Source organism: Mycoavidus sp. HKI (assembly GCF_020023735.2).
In the GTDB taxonomy this organism is placed as follows: Bacteria; Pseudomonadota; Gammaproteobacteria; order Burkholderiales; family Burkholderiaceae; genus Mycoavidus.
Genome location: NZ_CP076444.2, coordinates 979,506 through 1,000,528, shown reverse-complemented (window position 1 = coordinate 1,000,528; position 21,023 = coordinate 979,506). Strand labels below are relative to the sequence as shown.

The 21,023-nt window shown below is 56.6% G+C and carries 1 protein-coding gene; it reads right to left on the bottom strand.

The features are described from left to right. Positions 1 to 71 precede the first annotated feature (71 nt). Positions 72 to 20,900, bottom strand: a complete 20,829-nt coding sequence (locus KMZ15_RS04120) for an SDR family NAD(P)-dependent oxidoreductase (RefSeq protein ID WP_223694476.1) — start codon at positions 20,898 to 20,900, stop codon at positions 72 to 74. Positions 20,901 to 21,023: the final 123 nt, after the last annotated feature.

The window sequence follows — 21,023 nt, the reverse complement described above, 5'->3', positions numbered from 1 at the left end:
AAACCTTCACTACCGGCAGTAGCGCTCCAATTATCTTTTAAACATTGGCCCGGCCTTTACGCTTAGTGAGTTCAGCTGACATCAGAAAACTTTGCATGATCATCGGCCAACTGCGCAGCGCTTGATGGGCAGCCTGCGTCATCCGCTTCTTTAAGTGTGTCTCCAGTCGCGGTTAGACATTGCTTATTTTTTGGGTAGTGTACTTGCATTTCCAACAAAAAGGGATAGGTCGGCAACTCAATGCGTCGTGGCAATTGCCCTTCATGCAATAGCTCCCAAGCGATGCTTTCTCCCTTCACCCAGCAGGCAGCAATCTGCGCGAAATCTTTTTTTGCCAAATAGTACTGCAGCATTGGCGTTTGAGCCTGCATATCTCGTCGCGCCCCGCCACTTTTAGCTGATTGATCGATCGTGCCGGCAAAAATCGTTCTGCCTGGCGTAACTGACGAGGTCACCTCTTGCTGTTTTGAGGCAAAGGTTAAAGCACTAAGTAAGCTAGCTCGATCTTGCACTACCACAGCCCAGCGCAACGGCATCGCTTGACGCCCTAACTGCAGCGTATAGGCCATGTCCTGTAACGAAAATTGCGCTTGACTCCGGACAAATTGCCCTAGCTGTTCGATCATGGCTTTTAAATGCTCGGCCGTCTTGGCTGATAAAACAATCAGCTGCTCGCTAGCAGGGCACTCAATTTGCGGCGCTTCTCGAAGGTCTGAGGTTCCCTCACGACAGTATTCTTCGAGAATCACACCGGCATAAAAATCACCATAGCCCATCGAATTGATCATCGCGCGGCGGGGTATCTCTTGTTCCGCTCCATTGACTTGAATACAAGGACGCTCCCATGCTTGCGCCTCTTGCTGTAGATAGAATGGGGAATGCTCCAACTCTAAATCAGAACGCAAGGGACTAAGCTGAAGAGTCGGCGCCAATTGTTTATGCTGCATTTGCAGCAGTACTTTAATCAGCTGCGAAATGCCTGAGGCTGCCGTGGCATGGCCAATGCTGGGCTTCAATGACCCTAACGCACAAAACTGCCGATCCTGAGTAAATTCACGAAAAGCTTGTTCAGTGGCAAACACTTCAAGCGCATCCGCGATCGCGAATCCTGGTGCAAATGTCTCGACATAGCTGATGGTCCGCGGATCAACCCCTGATTTAACGATATTTTCTTTAATTGAATTCGCGATGACATCGGGGGTTGGCATACTTGACAGGCCAATATTGCCGACATTATTGGCGACCGTTGATTTGATCACGCCCAAAATAGTGTCTTTATCTTGAATTGCTTTAGATAAGCGTTTTAGCAACACAACCCCAGCGCCATCACAGAATAAAGGCCCATCGCTGTTCGCCGCAAAACTTCGACTGCCAGGATGGCTACCCAAGATACCAAGCTGGCAAGAATACTGATACAACTCTGGATACATCAGCATAATGCCACCCGCAATCGCCGCCTCACATTCGCCATGTGCCAAGCTGGTGCAAGCCATGTGCAGCGCTGTCATGGAAGAAGCGCTGTAGGTGTCGATGACCAGACTCGGTCCGTAAAATTTGAATAAATGCGAGACCATGCCCGACAACCCACCCATGGTATGAGCCGCCATCATTTTAAGCTTATTGGCTTCAGTTAGATCCATTGGACGAGACATCATACCGGCATAAACACCTACCCGAGATTGGCACACTTTGTTCAATTCAGCGCTGGTGTAGCCGGCCGACTCAAGTAGAGTCCAGACCATCTGCACAAACAGTTTTTGCTCATCCGTCCAATCAGTACAAATAGAGTGCGTCTCGAATGCCGTCGTGAAAAACTCGGCATTAAAGACCGTGCTGAGTTCTGCAATAAACCCACCCCACTTGGTATAGCTGCACCCTCGGTCCAGTGCCGTTTGCTTGTCTTCAATATAGAAGCCATCCAGCGACCAGCGATCTGCCGGAATTTCAGTAATACAATCCCGTCCGGTGACTAAATTGTCCCAATATTCTTGCAGAGTATTTGCTTGCGGGAAACATCCGCTCATCCCGATCACCGCGATGGGTTCAAGCTCGGTGGGATGGCTTCCCGGCATTGTCACTGTATGGCTCCCTTCTTGATACGGGGGGTAGGACGGTGAAACTGTGCCAGCATCGGTAGGCATTGCAGCCGTTACCTCAAACGTAGGCACGAGCCCCGCTGGTTGTGTCCGCGCTAAATAGCCAGCTAACTTTGCAACCGTCGTGTATTTGAGAAACATGGCTGGCGTCATCGACACGCCATATTTTTGGTTCAATACACGACTGAACTCCGTCAGCGTAATCGAGTCAAAACCAAATGCACTGAGCGGCGTATCTCGCTCCAATTCCTTGCGCGCAATTTTTAGTTGCGCCGAAATCAGCTCCGTCAACGCATGCTCTCTCTGTGACTGCAACTCACCCGCCGCACTTGGGCCAGGGTTCAGAGTTGCTGTCTCAGCCAGCACATGTTGCTCGCTTGCGTTGGACAGCATCACCTTCTGTGGCACCCAGTACCGCTCCTTAGCAAACGGATAGGTTGGGAGACTGATCCGCTGCGGTTTTGTTGGACCGTATAACTGCCCCCACTCCACCACCAACCCCTGCACCCACAATTCTGCTAACTTACCTATTTTGCGGCGTACTATCCACTTGCCGATGGCTTCCTGCAACTCCTCATCAGCCCGGAACACCGACAAGATGCGCTGCTCGTGCTTGAGCTCGCCTTCGTAGGTATCTTCCTGAACCGCTTCGCCTCGCAGGTAACGTAACAATCGTTCTTTCAGTACCTCGACCGTGCTGACGACCCACGCCAACCTCACCCCCAGTGCCTCGCGCCCCACCTGCAGCGTATACGCCAAGTCGGCCAGATTCACCTCCGTCTGGCGCTCCAAGTACGCGAGCAACTGCTGCACCTGCTGCCGTAGCTGTTCCCCGTTTCTGGCCGATAGGGCCACCACCACAGGTCCACTGAATACCGTCGCCACCCTCTGTGGCGCCACATACTCCTCAACGATGACATGCGCATTAACCCCACCAAAGCCAAACGAACTGACGCCAGCGCGCCGTGGCAGTTCCTGCCCTTGCCGATCTCGTAAGGCTTCCCAGGCTTGCGTTTGCTGCACCACATAGAACGGGCTACCGTGCAAAGCCAACAGCGGATTGAGTTCTTCGCAATGCAAGCTTTTGACTAAGGTCCGATGCTGCATTTGCAACAGTACCTTGATCAGCCCTGCCACCCCTGCGGCCAGTTCTAGGTGCCCGATATTGCTCTTCACTGAGCCCAAGCCACAACTCTGTACTGACAACAGTTCTGGGGCCAGCTCGGCAAATGCGCTCTTGAGTCCCTGGACCTCGATCGGATCGCCTAAGTCAGTGCCTGTACCGTGCGCCTCGATATAGCCGATTGTCTCCGGCGCCACTCCCGCTTGTTGCAGTGCAGTCTTGATCAGATCAGCTTGCGCTCGCGGGTTCGGTGCCGTCAGTGAATTGGCCCGACCACCATGGTTAGTCGCACTGCCCTTAAGCAGACCGTAGATATGGTCCCCATCTCGTTCAGCCGCCGACAGCGGTTTGAGGAACAGCATACCCACCCCCTCCCCGCGCACATAGCCATTGGCCTGCGCGGAAAAAGTCTTGCAGCGCCCATCCGGGCTGAGCATGCCTGCCTGGTTAAAACTCTCGTGCGTCTCCAGCGACAGCAGCGTGTTGACCCCGCCCACCACCGCTTGCACACACTGGCCGCTGCGCAATAGTTCCAGTGCCCGGTGCACCGCGACCAGCGAACTCGAGCACGCCGTCTCGACCGGTTCACTCGGCCCATGCCAATTTAACCAATAGCTCATCCGGTTCGGACCCATCGAGCCCACGACTCCCGCCGCACTGTATCCTGCGACTGTCTCACCCGCCTGCGCTAGCAACTGCCCATAACCGGTCCCAGCCGTCCCCACCAGCAGTGCCGTAGCGCTGCCCGACAAGCTTTGTACCGAGTAGCCGGCATCCTCAATCACTCGGTACACAGACAGCATCAGCAGTCGCTGCTGCGGATCCATCGCTTGCGCTTCGCGCGGCGAAATACCAAAAAAGAGCGGATCAAATTCGTCTATGCTTTCGATCATGCCGGCATGGCAAATCGCCGGCGCTGACCCACGGTGCCCGCGGTTGGCTGGCAATGACCCGATGCTGTCCCGCTCTGCCAGTAGGTTGGCCCAAAAAGCATCGATATTCTCAGCTTGCGGGAAACAACCACTCATGCCGATCACCGCGATTGGCTCGGCCTTAATCGTCTCGCTCCTATGCACATCGTCCTTCAGCGTTGCCATTGCAACGTATCCCCGCCGGCGCCGAGGAGCAGGAGCGAGCGTTGCAGAAAGAGCGCCGCTCTCTGGACTGATTGGCATCGTCACCGTTGCCGCAAACGCCGGCGCCAGCAGCGCTTGGTGTTCCCGCGCCAGATAGCCCGCCAGCGCTGCAATCGTCGAATACTCGAAAAATATCGTGGGACTCAGGGTTAAGCCGTACTTCTGGTGCAATGCGTTGCCGAACTCCGTTAGCGTGATCGAATCAAACCCAAATTCACTCAGCGATGTATCGCGCTCCAGTTCCTCACGCGCAATTTTGAGTTGCGCCGAGATCAATCCTGTCAACCCATGCTCTATTTGCGACTGCAATTCGTCAACTGCGGCTGGGCCATCAGCAGCCAGCTCCCCAGTCGTCACCGGCGATAGTAGCCGCGCTTGGCAAGCCACTTGCAGGTAATGCAGCACGCGGGCCACGACACCATAGCCCACCACCACGTGCGCGGCACTCTGTGCCAGCGCTTGACACAGCGCCGTGACGCCCGCAGCGCTCGGCATCGCTTCCAGCCCAGTGTCCCGCCGCAGCCGCTCTTGGGTCGCCGGATCTAGCTGCATACCGCCCTCGGCCCATAGCGGCCAACTCACCGATACGGTGCGACCTTGGCGCTTTCCCTGCGCCACTAGGCTTGTTCGGTACTGCGCATAGCTGTCCAAGAAGCCATTCGCCGCGGCGTAATCGGTTTGTCCCAGATTACCCCACACGCTAGCCGCCGACGAGCACAGCATCAGCCAGTCCAGCGCCACCTCTCGCGTCGCCTCATCCAACGCTATCAAGCCCATCACTTTTGGCGCGAGCACCTGCTGTAGGGTCGCGCTGGTTTTCTGTGCCAGCAAACCGTCGTGCAATACCCCAGCACTATGGATCACGCCGTTCAATTGCCCGTACTGCGCCACGATTTCTAGCACTAAGGCCTCCACAGCCGCGGCATCGCTTACATCCGCGGCGCGATATGCAACGCGCGCGCCCATCGTCCGCAGCGCCTGCAGGACAGGCTCTTGCGCCGGCTTTAACGCGCCACGCCCGGTCAGCACCAGCACCGGATGGCGGACCTGCTGCGCTATCGCCCGCGCAAACACTTGCCCCAGCCCACCCAAGCCACCTGTGATTAAGTAGACACCCTGGTCACGCCAGGGTAGCGTCGTCTCTTCGTTATCCAATGGCGCAAAGTCCCAGACCTCTCGTTGCCCATTAACATACCGCACCATTGGCGAGGGGGATGCCGCCTCGGCTCGCAATCGTTGCGCCAATATTGGCATCGATATGCCAGCCTCCACCGCCACCACCTGGCACGCCAACAACCGGCATTCTTGCTGCGCACTCCGCAGTAATCCACCTAGCCCCTGCAGCACTGCGCCTTCGCCTTCGTTGGGGACGACCAGTTGCAATAACAACGCCTGGCCCGGATGGGCTGCAACCTCTTTCTGCACCCATTCGAGCAGTTGCGTCGTGTAGCCTGTATAGCGCTGCGCCAGTGCGCCGTTTCCGGTTAACCCCACGCACTGCGCTGTAGGCAGCGCAGCAGCAAGTTCAGCGATTCGCTTTGGATCCTCTTTGCCTACCTCACACAATAAAATTCCTTGCACCCCATAGGCCGGCACTGCTACTACTGGTTGCGCGATGGTTTGTGCGACCCAGTGCGGCGCCCGCAGAACAGTCTGAGGTACAGTCACTATATGCTCAGCTGCCTCATGCAAAGTGCGTGCACTGAAACCACTTAAACGTAATGCCACCCGTCCATGCGCATCGACGATGTCAACATCGAACTTGCGGCTTGCCGCGCTGTCGCCTGTTCCTGGCTGCACCACCGCCCACGCCGGCGTGATCAGTTCCCCCCATTGCTGCACCCGCGCCACGGCGAATGGCAACGCCAAGGATCCATCGGTCTTGTCTAGCGTCAGCCCCACACTTGCCTGCAGCGCCCCATCTAACAGATTCGGCAGCCACGCATAGCTGACTGGCATCTCTGCGGCCAAACGTAAAGTACCCACCGCGAGGTGATGGCCGACCCGCAATTCGTGCAGAACCTGGAAGCTCGGACCGTAACCTAACCCTAATTGGGCGAACCGCAGATAACAGGCCTCGCCCGTCAAGGTCTGCTCACATTGTGCTAGCACGGCCTCCAGATCCACCTGCGGCGCTTCGCCCATTTCGGCTAGTCGAGCCCAACCCTGGCTATACACGACCGCACCGTCCCCGCTACCGCTGTAGATCTCAAAGCCGATACAGCCATCTTCCTGCCTCTCCAGTCCAATATGCACTTCCTGCGGCTGGGTGACCACGAGCGGGCGCAGCCAGGTCACCTCCTGCAAGAGAACCGATAGCCCCGCCGTGCTCTCACCGCCATTGGTCAATGCCACCGCCGCACGCGCCCACTCCAGTTGTGCTGCCCCAGGCACGAGCCGCTCACCTCGTACCACGTGATCGCGGAGGAAGAATTCTTCACCCGTGAGCGTCGTACTAAAGCGCTGCTCACCAAAACCCGACGTGTTACGGTGCACCAGTGGATGCAACTGATGTTCTACCCCCCTTTGCGCCCTCATCGCCGGCACCCAGTACCGCTCTTTGGCGAAAGGATAGGTTGGCAGGCTCAGACGAACCGGCTTGCTCTGCGGGTACAAATTGGTCCAATCAAAACTCTGTCCCTGCACCCACAGTTGGGCTAACTTACGCAACTTCTTGGCACGCATCCACGTCTGCAACAGCGCCTTGTCATCCTCATCATCCTCAAAGAGTGCCGCGTGCTCGGCACTTTTTTTGACCTGCCCTGTGAAAAGTCCAGGCGCCGATTGACCACGAGTGAATTTGTCGAGTGCATCTAACATCTGCGCCCGCGATTCCGTCACCAACGCTAGCCGGTGAATCATCGCCTCACGTCCAGTCTGCAGGGTATAAGCTAGAGCGGCAAGATCAAGCTCTGTTTCCCCTTCGGCCCACGCCTTCATTTTTGCGGCGTACGCTTGCAGCCGTTCCGCGGTCTTTGCCGACAACACGATTAAGACCTGCTGAGGATTCTCCGCCCAGCGCATGTCTACCGACGATGGATAGTCTTCGAGCACCAGATGGGCATTCGTGCCGCTAAAACCAAATGAACTCACCGCTGCGCGCCGCCGTTGCCCCTCATCCGCCGGCCACGGCGTCGAGGCAGTATTGATGTAGAAAGGGCTGCCATCTACTGCGATACGCTCGTTGAGCGTGGAGAAATTGATCGTCGGCGGCAGCATACGATGGCGCAACGCCAGCAACACTTTGATCACGCCCGAAACACCGGCGGCGGTTAGCAGATGGCCAATATTGCTTTTGACCGATCCTAAAGCGCAGTAGCCCTGCTTCGCGGTATATGGACGGAACGACTCCGTTAAAGCCTCCACCTCGATCGGGTCCCCTAATGCAGTACCCGTACCATGAGCTTCTATCAGAGAGATCGTCTCCGGGTTGATCCCAAAGCGTTCATAGACCTGCTTTTGTAAGGTTATCTGCGAACTCACGCTGGGCGCCGTAATACCATTCGTGCGGCCGTCCTGATTCACCCCCCAACCTCGCAACACACCGTGGATTAGATCTTGATCGCGCACCGCATCCGTTAAACGCTTCAGCAGCAGGACACCAACCCCTTCTCCTGGCACAAAACCATCCGCCCGCGCATCGAAAGTGAAACAGCGTCCGACTTTGGATAGCATGCCTGCGCTGCTGGTCATGATGTGCATATCCGGCCCCGCCAATACACATACACCGCCGGCGAGAACTAAGTCACTTTGTCTGAGCATTAAGCTGTCGCATGCCTCAGCGATGGCCACCAACGACGATGAACAAGCGGTGTCAATCGCCAGGCAAGGACCCTTCAAATTCAGAAAATAGGCGATTCGGGCCGACAAAATCGACGACGCACTCCCCAGCAAGCCCTGGGCGGTAAGTTCACTGCCATCACCCACTCGACCATAATCGCTAGCGCCACAACCCACATACACACCACAGCGGCTATTTGACAAAGTTTGGGGATTGATGCCTGCGGCCTCGATACAATTCCAGCTATGTTCCAAAAACAGGCGTTGCTGAGGATCCATCCACTGTGCTTCGGCCGGTGAAATGTTAAAAAATAACGGATCGAAGCACTCTGCTTCCTCCAAGACCCCCATCCATTTGCTGTACGTCCGACCTGGGATAGCCGGGCGCGGATCATAGTACTCCTCGATCGGCCAGCGCTGCGCAGGCACTTCCGACACGCAATCCCTACCCTGCACGAGGTTATCCCAAAATTCTTCTAGGTTTTTTGATTTTGGAAAGGCTCCCGACATTCCTACGATGGCAACACCCTCTTGCTGCGGTATTGGCTGAACAACGGCCGCACCAACGGTATGATGGTGCTCTGGTGCCACCAGCACGCTCGCTGTTTGAGTTGGAACCTCATCGTGCGATTCGCCTGGCAGTATCGATGTTCCAAGTAACGGGTTTTTAGCGTTGTCCGAGTTGCTCTCCGCTAGAGGATTAAAAGGCGTCGATCGATCTGTTGTATCGCCAACTGTTGGCTGATGCACTGGCGCACTCTGCACGCTCAGGCCCAGCGACGACAGATGCTCCGCTAGGCACTGGATGGTAGGATAGTCATACAGGCGTGTCACCGGCAATGATAGGCCAAAAGATTTATTGATCGCTTGGACCCATTCCACGCCGGTGATCGAATCCAGTCCAAGTTCAGCAAACGGATGATCTGCATCGATGTCGGCGTGCTCCAGATACAATACTTCAGCGAGACTCCTGGTCAGTTCTGCCGCCAAGATTTGTGGCGATGCGCAGCGACTACTGCTGACACCGCTTAATCCTCTAGCCGCCACCGGTAAAGGTGTTATCTCATCGGCTGTGCCATCATTCGCTACTCGTGTGCACTGAGCGCTGCTAAGCGGGGACAGCACCTGGTTGAGCAGCTCAACCTCAAGCGTTTGCAACGCGATGCCGCTTGGCTTATCCGTCACACTCTCTGCACTAAGCAGAATTCCGGGCCTATCCGCCAACTGCACTCCCGCCGATACGACCGGCTCACCTCGCACCACCTGATCCTGCGCCGTCGTCGGCGCCCAGTACCGCTCCTTAGCAAATGGATAGGTTGGGAGACTGATCCGCTTTGGTTTTGTTTGACCGTATAACTGCTCCCACGCCACCACCAGCCCCTGCACCCACAGCTCTGCCAGCTTACCTATTTTGCGGCGGGCCAGCCACTTACCCATGGCTTCTTGCAACTCCTCATCAACCCGGAACACCGACAAGATGCCCTGCTCGTGCTTGAGCTCGCCTTGATAGGTGTCCGCGCCAGTCGGCTTACCTTGCGCATGACGTAACAACCGCTCTTTGAGTACTTCGACCGTGCTGACCACCCATGCCACTCTGACCCCCAGCGCCTCGCGCCCCACCTGCAGCGTATACGCCAAGTCGGCCAGATTCACCTCAGCCTGGCGCTCCAGGTACGCCAGCAACTGCTGCGCCTGCTGCCTTAGCTGCGCCTCGTTTCTGGCCGATAGGACCACCACCACAGGTCCACTGAATACCATCGCTGGCCTGTGTGGCGCCACATACTCCTCAACGATGACATGCGCATTGACCCCACCAAAGCCAAACGAACTGACCCCGGCGCGCCGCGATAATTCCTGTCCCTGCCGATCCCGTAAGGCTTCCCAGGCTTGCGTTTGCTGCACCACATAAAACGGACTGCCGTCCAACGCAAGCAACGGATTCAGCTCTTCGCAATGCAAGCTTTTGACTAAGGTCCGGTGTTGTAGCTGCAGTAGAACCTTAATCAGGCCCGCCATCCCCGAAGCCAGTTCCAGGTGCCCAATATTGCTCTTCACCGAACCTAAGCCGCAACGCTGCTCGGGTTGCTCTGAGGACAGCTCTGCAAAGGCGCTCTTAAGCCCTTGCACTTCGATCGGATCCCCTAACGCGGTACCCGTGCCATGCGCCTCAATATAGCTGATGGTGCCAGGTTCTACCCCGGCTTGTTGCAGTGCGGCTTTGATCAGATCCGCCTGGGCTCGTGGGTTTGGCGACGTCAATGAATTGGCCCGCCCACCATGGTTCGTGGCACTGCCCTTCAGCAAACCATAAATATGGTCTCCATCGCGCTCGGCCGCCGACAGCGGTTTGAGAAACAGCATGCCCACCCCCTCCCCGCGCACATAGCCATCAGCCTGCGCGGAGAAAGTCTTGCAGCGTCCATCCGGGCTCAACATGCCCGCCTGGGTAAAACTCTCGTGCATGTCCATTGACAACAGGGTATTCACCCCGCCTACCACCGCCTGCGCGCACTGCCCGCTGCGTAGTAGTTCTAGCGCTCGATGCACCGCGACCAGCGAACTTGAGCAAGCCGTCTCGATCGGTTCACTCGGCCCATGCCAGTTCAACCAATAACTCATCCGGTTGGGTCCCATTGATCCTACCAGTCCCACCGCGCTATAGCCGGCCACCGTCTCGCCCGCGTGCGCCAGCAAATTGCCATAACCGCTACCGGCGGCAGCCCCGACCAGCAGTGCCGTAGCGCTGCCCGACAGGCTCTGCACTGAATAGCCGGCATCCTCAATCACGCGGTACACAGACAGCATCAGCAGTCGCTGCTGTGGATCCATCGCTTGCGCTTCGCGCGGCGAAATACCAAAAAAGAGCGGATCAAATTGGTCTATATTTTCGATCACACCGGCATGGCAAATCGCCGGCGCTGACCCACGGCCCCAGCGGTTGGCTGGCAATGACCCGATGCTGTTCCGCTCGGCCAGTAGGTTAGCCCACAAGGCATCGATATCCTCAGCTTGCGGGAAACATCCGCTCATACCGATCACCGCGATCGGCTCGACCCGGCTCGGCCCGTACTCACTCGCCTCACTCCTGAGCGGTGCCGCTGCAAGGCGTCCTCGCCGATGCCTACGGGTGGATGCAAACGGCTGAGACAGAGCGCTGCCATGCGGACGGATTGGCGTCGCCACTGTTGCGGTAAACACCGGTGCCAGCACCGCTTGGTGTTCCCGCGCCAGATAGCCCGCCAGCGCTGCAATCGTCGCATACTCGAAGAATATCGTTGGACTCAGGGCCAAACCGTATTTCTGGTGCAATACGTTGCCGAACTCCGTCAGCGCGATCGAATCAAAGCCAAATTCGCTCAGCGCGGCATCGCGCTCCAACTCTTCGCGCGCAATTTTGAGTTGCGCCGAGATTAATCCTGTCAACCCATGCTCTATTTGTGACTGCAATTCCTCAACTGCAACTGGGTTATCCGCACTTCCCGTCACCGTTGGCAGTCGCCGCGCTTGGCAAGCCACTTGCAACTGATGCAGCACGCGGGCCACGGCACCATAGCTCACCACCACGTGCGCGGCACTCTGTGCCAGCGCTTGACACAGCGCAGTGACGCCCGCAGCACTCGGCATCGCTTCCAGCCCAGTGTCCCGTCGCAGCCGCTCTTGGGCCGCCGGATCTAGCTGCATACCGCCTTCGGCCCACAACGGCCAACTCACCGATACGGTGCGACCTTGGCACTTTCCCTGCGCCACTAGGCTTGTTCGGTACTGCGCATAGCTGTCCAAGAAGCCATTCGCCGCCGCATAATCGGTCTGCCCCACGTTGCCCCACACACTCGCTACTGACGAGCACAGTACCAACCAGTCCAACGCCACCTCTCGCGTCGCCTGATCCAACGCTATCAAGCCCATCACCTTCGGCGCCAGCACCTGCTGTAGGGTCGCGCTGGTCTTCTGTGCCAGCAAACCGTCGTGCAATATCCCAGCGCTATGGATCACGCCGTTCAATTGCCCGTACTGCGCCGTAATTTCTGCCACTAAAGCGGCCACAGCTACGGCGTCACTCACATCCACGGCGCGATATGCAACCCGCGCGCCCATCGTCTGTAATTCCTCCAGCACACGCTCCTGCGCCAGCTTTAACGCGCCACGCCCAGTCAACACTAACACTGGATGGCGGACCTGCTGCGCTATCGCCCGCGCGAACACTTGCCCCAGCCCACCCAAGCCGCCGGTGATTAAGTAGACACCCTGGTCACGCCAGGGTAGCGTCACCTCTTCGTTGTCCAATGGTGCAAAGTCCCAGATCTCTCGTTGCCCATTAACATACCGCACCATTGCAGAAGGGGATGCCGCCTCGGCTCGCAATCGTTGCGCCAAGACCGGCATCGACGCCCCCGCCTCCACCGCTACCACCTGGCACACCAACAACCGGTACTCTTGCTGCGCACTCCGCAGTAATCCACCTAGCCCCTGCAGCACCAAGCCTTCACCTTCGCTGGGGACAACCAGTTGTAGCAACAGCGCCTTATCCGGATGGGCTGCCCCCTCTTTCTGTAGCCATGCCAACAATTGCATCGCATACGCCGTATAGCGCTGCGCCAGTGTACCGCTTCCGGTTAACCCCACGCACTGTGCTGCAGGCAGCGCAGCAGTAAGCTCAGCAATCCTCTCTGGCTGATCTTGGCCCACTTCACACAATAAGATCCCGTGCCTCTCATAGATCGGTGCGACCGCCTGTTGTACAGGGGCTTGCGCCGTCCACTGCGGCGCTAACAGGACCGTCTGAGGCGCTGCGACCTCTTGCTTAATGGCCTCATGCACAGGAATCGCGCCATGCATAGGTCGTGTACTGAAACCACTTAAACGTAGCGCTACCCGCCCATTGGCATCAACGATGTCAATATCGAGCTTGCGCACAGCCGCACTGTCGCCTACTCCTGGCCGTACCACTGCCCACGCCGGCATCGGCAACTCCCCCCATTGCCTCACCTGTGCTACCGCGAAGGGTAGCGTCAAGGGTGCATCAGTCTTATTTTGCGCCAGCCCCACGCTTGCCTGCAGCGCCCCATCCAACACATTTGGCGCCCAGACATAACCGGCTGGCGCATCTGCTGTCAAGCGCAAGGCGCCTACCGCAACCTGATCGCCTAGCCACAATTCTTTTAAAACCTGGAAGCTCGGACCAAAATCTAACCCCTGTTGCGCAAACTGTGCATAACACACCTCCCCCGCCACGGTCCGCTCACAGTTTGCCCGCACTTCCTCTAGATCCACCTGCGGTACTTCACCTACCGCCACCCATTGCGCCCACCCCCGGCTATACACAACGGCTTCATCCCCACTATCGCTGTAGATTTCAAAGCCAATCCGGCCGTCTTCCTGGCTCTCTAAACCGATATGGACTTCCCGTGGCTGGGCTACCACCAATGGGCGTAGCCACATCACCTCCTGCAACATCACGGTCTGTCCTACCTCGCCATGACTCGCCAACGCCACCGCCGCGCGCGCCCACTCCAATTGGGCAGCTCCAGGCACAATACGCTGACCTTGCACCACGTGGTCGTGCAGGAAAAATTCCTTGCCGGTCAGCGTCGTACTAAAACGCTGTTGGCTCAAATCTGACGTATTCCGGTGCAGCAACGGATGTAATTGGCGTTCTAACCCATTTGACACCACCCGTGTCTGCCCCCAGTACCGCTCCTTCGCAAACGGATAGGTCGGAAGGCTCATCCGCCGCGGCTTGGTTTGACCATATAACTGTCCCCACTCCACGGCCAGTCCCTGCACCCACAACTGCGCTAGCTTGCGCAACTTCTTGGCTCGTATCCATGCCCGTAAAAGAACGTCGGCGTCCTCATCATCTTCAAAGAGCGCCGCGTGCTCGGCGCTCTTTTTCACTTGCCCCGTGAACAATCCAGGCGTCGCCTGACCACGGGTAAATTTGTCGAGCGCATCCAGCATCTGCGCGCGCGATTCCACCACCAACGCCAGCCGATGAACCATCGCCTCGCGCCCTGTCTGTAGGGTGTAAGCCAGAGCAGCAAGATCAAGCTCCGTTTCCCCATCGGCCCACATCTTCATTTTTGCGGCGTACGCTTGCAGCCGCTCCGCTGTCTTTGCCGACAACACGATTAAGACCTGCTGAGGATTCTCCGCCCAGCGCATGTCTACCGACGATGGATAGTCTTCGAGCACCAGATGGGCATTCGTGCCGCTAAAGCCAAATGAACTCACCGCTGCGCGCCGCCGTTGATCTCCCGCCACCGTCCACGGCTTCAAATTAGTGTTGATGTAAAAAGGACTGCCAGCCACTGCGATACGCTCGTTGAGCGTAGAGAAATTAATCGTCGGCGGCAGCACGCGATGGCGCAACGCCAGCAACACTTTGATCACGCCCGCAACGCCAGCGGCAGCAAGCAGATGGCCAAGATTGCTTTTGACCGATCCTAAAGCGCAGTAGTCCTGCTTCGCAGTATATGAACGGAACGATTCCGTTAAAGCTTCTACCTCGATCGGATCCCCTAATGCCGTACCCGTGCCATGAGCTTCGACCAGGGAGATCGTCTCTGGATTGATCCCAAAGCGTTCGTAGACCTGTTTTTGTAAGGTTATCTGCGAGCTCACACTGGGCGCTGTAATACCATTCGTGCGGCCGTCCTGATTCACCCCCCAACCCCGCAGTACACCGTGGATCAGGTCTTGATCGCGCACTGCATCCGTTAAGCGCTTAAGCAGTAAGACACCCACCCCCTCTGCCGGCACAAAACCATCCGCCCGCGCATCGAAAGTGAAGCAACGTCCGACTTTCGATAACATGCCTGCGCTGCTGGTCATGATGTGCATATCCGGTCCTGCCAACACACATACGCCACCCGCAAGAACTAAGTCGTTTTGTCTGAAGATTAAGCTGTCGCACGCTTCAGCAATGGCCACCAACGACGACGAACAAGCGGTGTCAATCGCCAAGCAAGGGCCCTTCAGGTTCAGAAAATACGCGATCCGGGCCGACAAGATCGACGACGCACTTCCCAGCAGTCCCTGGGCGGTCAACTCGCTGCCATCGCCCACTCGACCATAGCTGCTAGCGCTGCAACCCACATACACGCCACAGCGGCTATCTGACAAAGTTTGCGGATTGATGCCCGCGGCTTCGATACAGTTCCAGCTATGCTCCAGAAACAGACGTTGCTGAGGATCCATCCATTGTGCTTCAGCCGGTGAAATATTGAAAAACAACGGATCGAAGCACTCGGCCTCCTCCAACGCCCCCATCCACTTGCTATACGTTCGGCCCAGCGTAGCCGGACGCGGATCGTAGTACTGTTCAATCGACCACCGCTGCGCTGAAACTTCCGACACACAATCCCTACCCTGCACGAGGTTATCCCAGAACTCTTCTAGGTTTTTTGATTTTGGAAAGGCTCCCGACATCCCTACGATGGCAACGCCCTCCTGCTGCGGTATTGGTTGAATATGAGTTTCGCCTGGCAGCATCGAGGCGCCAAGTAACGGGTTTTTAGCACTGCCTGAGCGGCGCCCCGCTAGAGGATTAAGCGGCGTCGATCGATCTGTTGCATTCCCTGCTATTGGGTGATGTGCCACTGCTGCACTCTGTGCACTTAGGACCATCGGCGACAGATGCTCGGCCAAACGCCGGATGGTGGGATAGTCATACAGCCGTGTCACCGGTAACGACAGGCCAAAAGATTGGTTAATTGACTGCGCCCATTCCACGCCAGTGATCGAATCCAAGCCAAGTTCGACAAACGGATACTCTGTATCAATCTCCGTGCACTCCAAGTACAGTACTTCGGCAAGACTCTTGGTCAGTTCTTCTTGCAAAATTTTTAACGATGCAGGGCAACTGCTGCTCGTTTCTAGCACGGGCGAATCCATTATGTCAGTCGATGTTTCATGATTCGCCAATGGCTCAGCCGGTACGCTTAGGACCATCGGCGACAGGTGCTCGGCCAAACGCCGGATAGTGGGATAGTCATACAGGCGTGTCACCGGTAGCGACAAACCAAAAGATTGGTTGATTAACTGCGCCCATTCCACACCCGTGATCGAATCCAAGCCAAGCTCGACAAACGGATACTCTGCATCAATCTCCGCGCACTCCAAATACAATACTTCGGCGAGAGTCTTGGTCAGCTCTTCTTGCAGGGTCTTTAGCGACGCGGGGCAATTGTTGCTTGTTTGCTCCACGGGTGAATCAGTTGTGTCTCTGCCTGTTTTGTGATTCATCGCTGGCACGTATTGATTGCTCTCTACCGGCGCAGACACATCGTTGCGCAGGTCAGTCCCAAGCGTACACAATGAAATGCCACTAGGCTTACCCGTCGCATCCTCTGTAGTGGGCCGAATTCCCGGCTTATTAGCCGCCGCGCGCGTCCTCTCCAGTTGCACCGCCCCCGGCACGACCTGCTCGTCGCCCACCACTGGATCCGGTACTGCCGTCAGCACCCAGTATCGTTCTTTGGCAAAGGGATACGTTGGCAGGCTGATGCGCTTTGGTTTTACTGCACCGTATACGTGTCCCCACTCTACCTCTAGCCCTTGTGCCCACAACTGCGCCAACTTATCAAGTTCGCCTTTGGCAAGCCATGCTGCGATGATTTTTTGCTGATCTTCGCCGACTTGAAACATCGCCAGCGTTTCCTGGCTGCGCTTGAGCTCACCCTGGTATATATTTTCCTGAGACGCCTTGCCTTGCGCATAGCCCAACAACCGTTCCTTTAGCTCATTGATGGACCTCACCACAAGCGCTAACCGAACGCCCAACGCCTCACGCCCCACTTGTAGCGTATACGCTAGGTCGGTTAGATTTGTCTCAGCATGGTGTTCCAAGTACGACAACAACTGCTGCACCTGGTCCCGCAGCCGCTCTTCATTTTTGGTCGATAGCACCACCACCACGGGCCCACTCACCTCGGTCGGCGCTCTCTGAAGCTCAACGTACTCCTCAACGATGACATGCGCATTAGTACCGCTAAAACCGAATGAATTAATGCCCGCCCGCTTTAGCCCAACTGGCCAGGCCTGAGTTTTCGCGACGACCTGCACCGGCAGGCGCTGCCAAGGAATATACGGGTTCGGTGTCTCAAAATGCAACTGTGCTGGAATCACTCCATGCTGCATCGATAGTACGGTTTTGATCAGTCCGGCAATCCCCGCCGCCGCTTCTAGATGGCCCATCACACTCTTGAGCGAGCCGATCAAAAGAGGCTGATCGGCTGACCGCCCGGCCCCAAGTACTTGGGCAGCAGCCATGACCTCGATCGGATCGCCTAGTTTGGTACCCGTACCATGCGCCTCCAAGTAACCGATCTCGTGCGGCGCTAATCCCGCCTGAGCTAGCGCGGCTTCAATCACCGCCTGTTGCGCTAACTGGTTCGGCGCAGTTAAGCCACTGCTGCTACCATCCTGATTAATGGCGCTGCCCCGGATCACTGCCATGATCGGGTCCTCATCGGCCTGCGCATCTGATAAGCGCTTTAAAACCACCGCCGCACACCCTTCCCCTCGCACATACCCATCTGCTGACGCATCGAACGTTCTGCACCGCCCATGAGGGGAGAGCATGCCGGCCTGTTCGTAAGCCAGAAACCGCTTGTCATCGAGTAACAGATTGACCCCAGCCGCCAAGGCCAGAGTGCACTCCCCACCTAACAGACTACGGCATGCCGTGTGCACGGCTACCAGCGATGAGCTGCAGGCGGTATCAATACTGAGTGCCGGACCCTGCCAATCAAAGAAATACGAGAGCCGACCTGCCGCCACCGAACACGCATTACCGGTGGCAAAGTGGGCGTTGATGTCCGCCTTGCTGCCATTGCGCGCAATCACATATTCATAGTCACTGCCCATCATGCCTACGAAGACTCCACTACGTGTCCCACGCAGCATGGCTGGCGCGATCGCCGCAGATTCCAGTGCTTCCCAAGCGACCTCTAACAACAAACGTTGCTGTGGATCCAATAATTTCGCTTCACGCGGCGAAATACGAAAGAAACCCGCATCGAAGCACTCTACCTCGGCCAGGAAGCCTGCCTGCCAACGACATGGCTCTGCTTGGCTCCCCCACAGCAACTGCCGGTGGGCGGGCAACGCACTCACCACATCACGCGCCTCCAGCAATTCTTGCCAAAGCTGGGCTGGGTTGTTCGCTCCATCCGGCAGGCGGCAAGCCAACCCAATGATTGCGATGGCTTGATCCTGGCGGCTGGACTCCCGCCCTGGGCCATCACTCGCTGCATGTGTCGCACGTGCTGGGACTATGCTTGCCTGCGGCTCTGGAGTCGCGGATGTTTGCGGCATTGATTGAACGGTTGTCTGCGCTACCGGCTGAACCGCGACCTGAGCCATAAAGTACCCAATGATCGCCTCAGGCGTTCCATAGCTAAAGAAAAACGTCGAGGGTAACGACTCTCCCATGCGAGTACTCAGCCGCCTTCTTAATTCAAGCAATTCCAGTGAACTGAGCCCCATCTCCATCAGCGGTGCCTGGGGATCATAGGCTGTGGCCCGTTGACTGCCCAATACCTCTATCACAGCGCTGCGCACGATCGGCTCAACCTGATTGACAGCTAGCGTAGTATCAGTCGATACCGCTTGTGGGCCTGCGGTTTCAACAACCGTCTTCTGCTCAGAGCGCAAGCGATATTCAATTAAAACCCCAGCCCCTTCGTTATCTGTGTCTCCCGGCCTAAACCCCGGTAGCACTTCGCGTATCACTGCACCATGCGAAGCATGGAAATGCAGCATCGGATCAATCAATTGGCCCTGTTCGTCGCGTAACTCAATATACTGATCGAGGCTGTACTCCGCCTGATACTGACTATAATGAGCGCAACGTGTGACACCCACGATAGCCTCTACACCGTCAAGCAGCGAGCCATAGACCAGCATCAAGTCAAGCAGCGCATCACTGAACCCTCGTCCATGCATCTCGGGCGCAACAAATAATCCTAACAGCTGCACATAGCGGCCTTCTGCTTGGCATAAGCGCCCGACTTCGGCATAGTCTATGCTGCGCAGTGCTGCGACAGAATCAATGCGCTGCGTATACAACACAGCCGCAATCTTTCCGTCAAACTCCAGCACCATTTGCTGCTGCGGAACATCACACACTCGCCGCTTTATTTCCGCTGTGGAGATACGCATAGCGCTTGGCTCGCACATCCGGTTAAGGTGCTTGAGGCGAGATAGATCGGCTCGTACTGGATGACGAATCGTATAAGGCTGGGGGATTAAACGATGCAAAGAGAGGCGGGTAAAGTTCTGCCCCTGGGGAAAAGTGCGCGACAGGCCCGATTCAGGAAAGAGGCCAACTTCAGCCGCCGCCATTAAAAAAACCGAAGCCTCTACCAGTTGCTGACCAGAAAACGCTTTTAAAGCATCAAAATGAGCGCTGTCTGTCATATTCCCCAGGCACTTAACGGTATTCGGCCGCAGACAATGCGCCTCTAGTGAGAGCAGTCCAAAGCGGGAGATGGCCAGGCGCCAGCGGCGCAGATGCTCAACCAATCCCTGTACTGCGTGGGCAGGTTTGATTTCACTGCCATCAGACGCTACGTACACACCGGTATACTCCAAATCCTCTCGTCGCTGAACCGCCCTCTTATCCTCAAGTGATAGCAACGGGCGCTCATGGTCTAAAAACGCCCGCACATGCAAAATGTTTTCTGAATCTTCGATGCCCGCAGCGGCTAAATCAGCGATCAATTGTTGCGGGTCTCCGATACTTCCCCGCACCAGTAAGTGTGGTAACCCAGCCAACATTTTTCCTGTCGCTTCGAGTGATAACGCGTTGTCGTCTGCGCCGATCAGCGTGAGTGGATACTCCGCCAATGCCCGCCCCCGCGCTGAACGCATTTTGATAAGCTGGTAGATTCTGAGCAGTAAACTCCCGTCACCGCATCCCATATCCACGATGTAACGAGGTTGCGTAGCTAAAGGGGGGTGATCGAAGATGCGTAGAATGAGCGTGTCAAGCTCAGCAAAGTGGCTTTGATGTTGCACGCCACTGGCAATGGCATGTACCGTACGGTCGACATGCCATTCATGTTCCTGCTCATCTTGGCCAAAGATGGCCTGAGCTTCGCCGAACAATAAATCATCAAGATGACGAAGCATCGGTGTGTAGGACACCACCGTACCCAAAGCACCACTATTCGCCAGCAACGCCCGGCCACTCGGCGTTAACTGAAAACCTGCCGCCTCAATGTGCCCCCAGCCACGCTGAATGAACACGGTTTGCACCGCGTGTAACGCAGCCACTGATATGTCGCTTGGCTGCGTTTGTGCCAATACGTCACTGCCCAATGTGTGCAGATACGCTAGCAATGGCGTCAACAAAGCGCCGTCCAAGAGACTCGCCACCATTGGCTCGACTCCGGGCCAACTAGCGTTACAGCGATCTAGCCAGCGCAGTAAGTATTCGGACTGCTCAGATTGTTCAATCGCTAGCGCTTGCACCAGCGGTAGTTGCGCCAACTCCTCTAAATCGCTCGGCAACTGCCGTGCCAGGCAAGCACCTGCAACCACTCCATATCGGTCCGCTTCAACCCACTCCACCCAACCTAATTCATATAAGAGCCGCAGACCCGCATGCAGATGCCCAGCATTGCCTCGGTAGCGTGATGCCAGCTTCTTAAGCGTCATCGGTCGGGCTGACATCGCCTCCCAAACTCCGTGCTGGACGAAGCTAGCAATCACATGTGAAGCAACCCATCCATTCGCCAACCCATTGATGACGTCTAGCATAATGACTCCCCCTAAAACGTTATATTTTGTTATATGACGCCTCGCCACATAGGTGACGGGCTAGGTTAATCTTAAGACTTGAAAGCGACAGATATCATAAGCAAATTTTATCCGGCATGCATC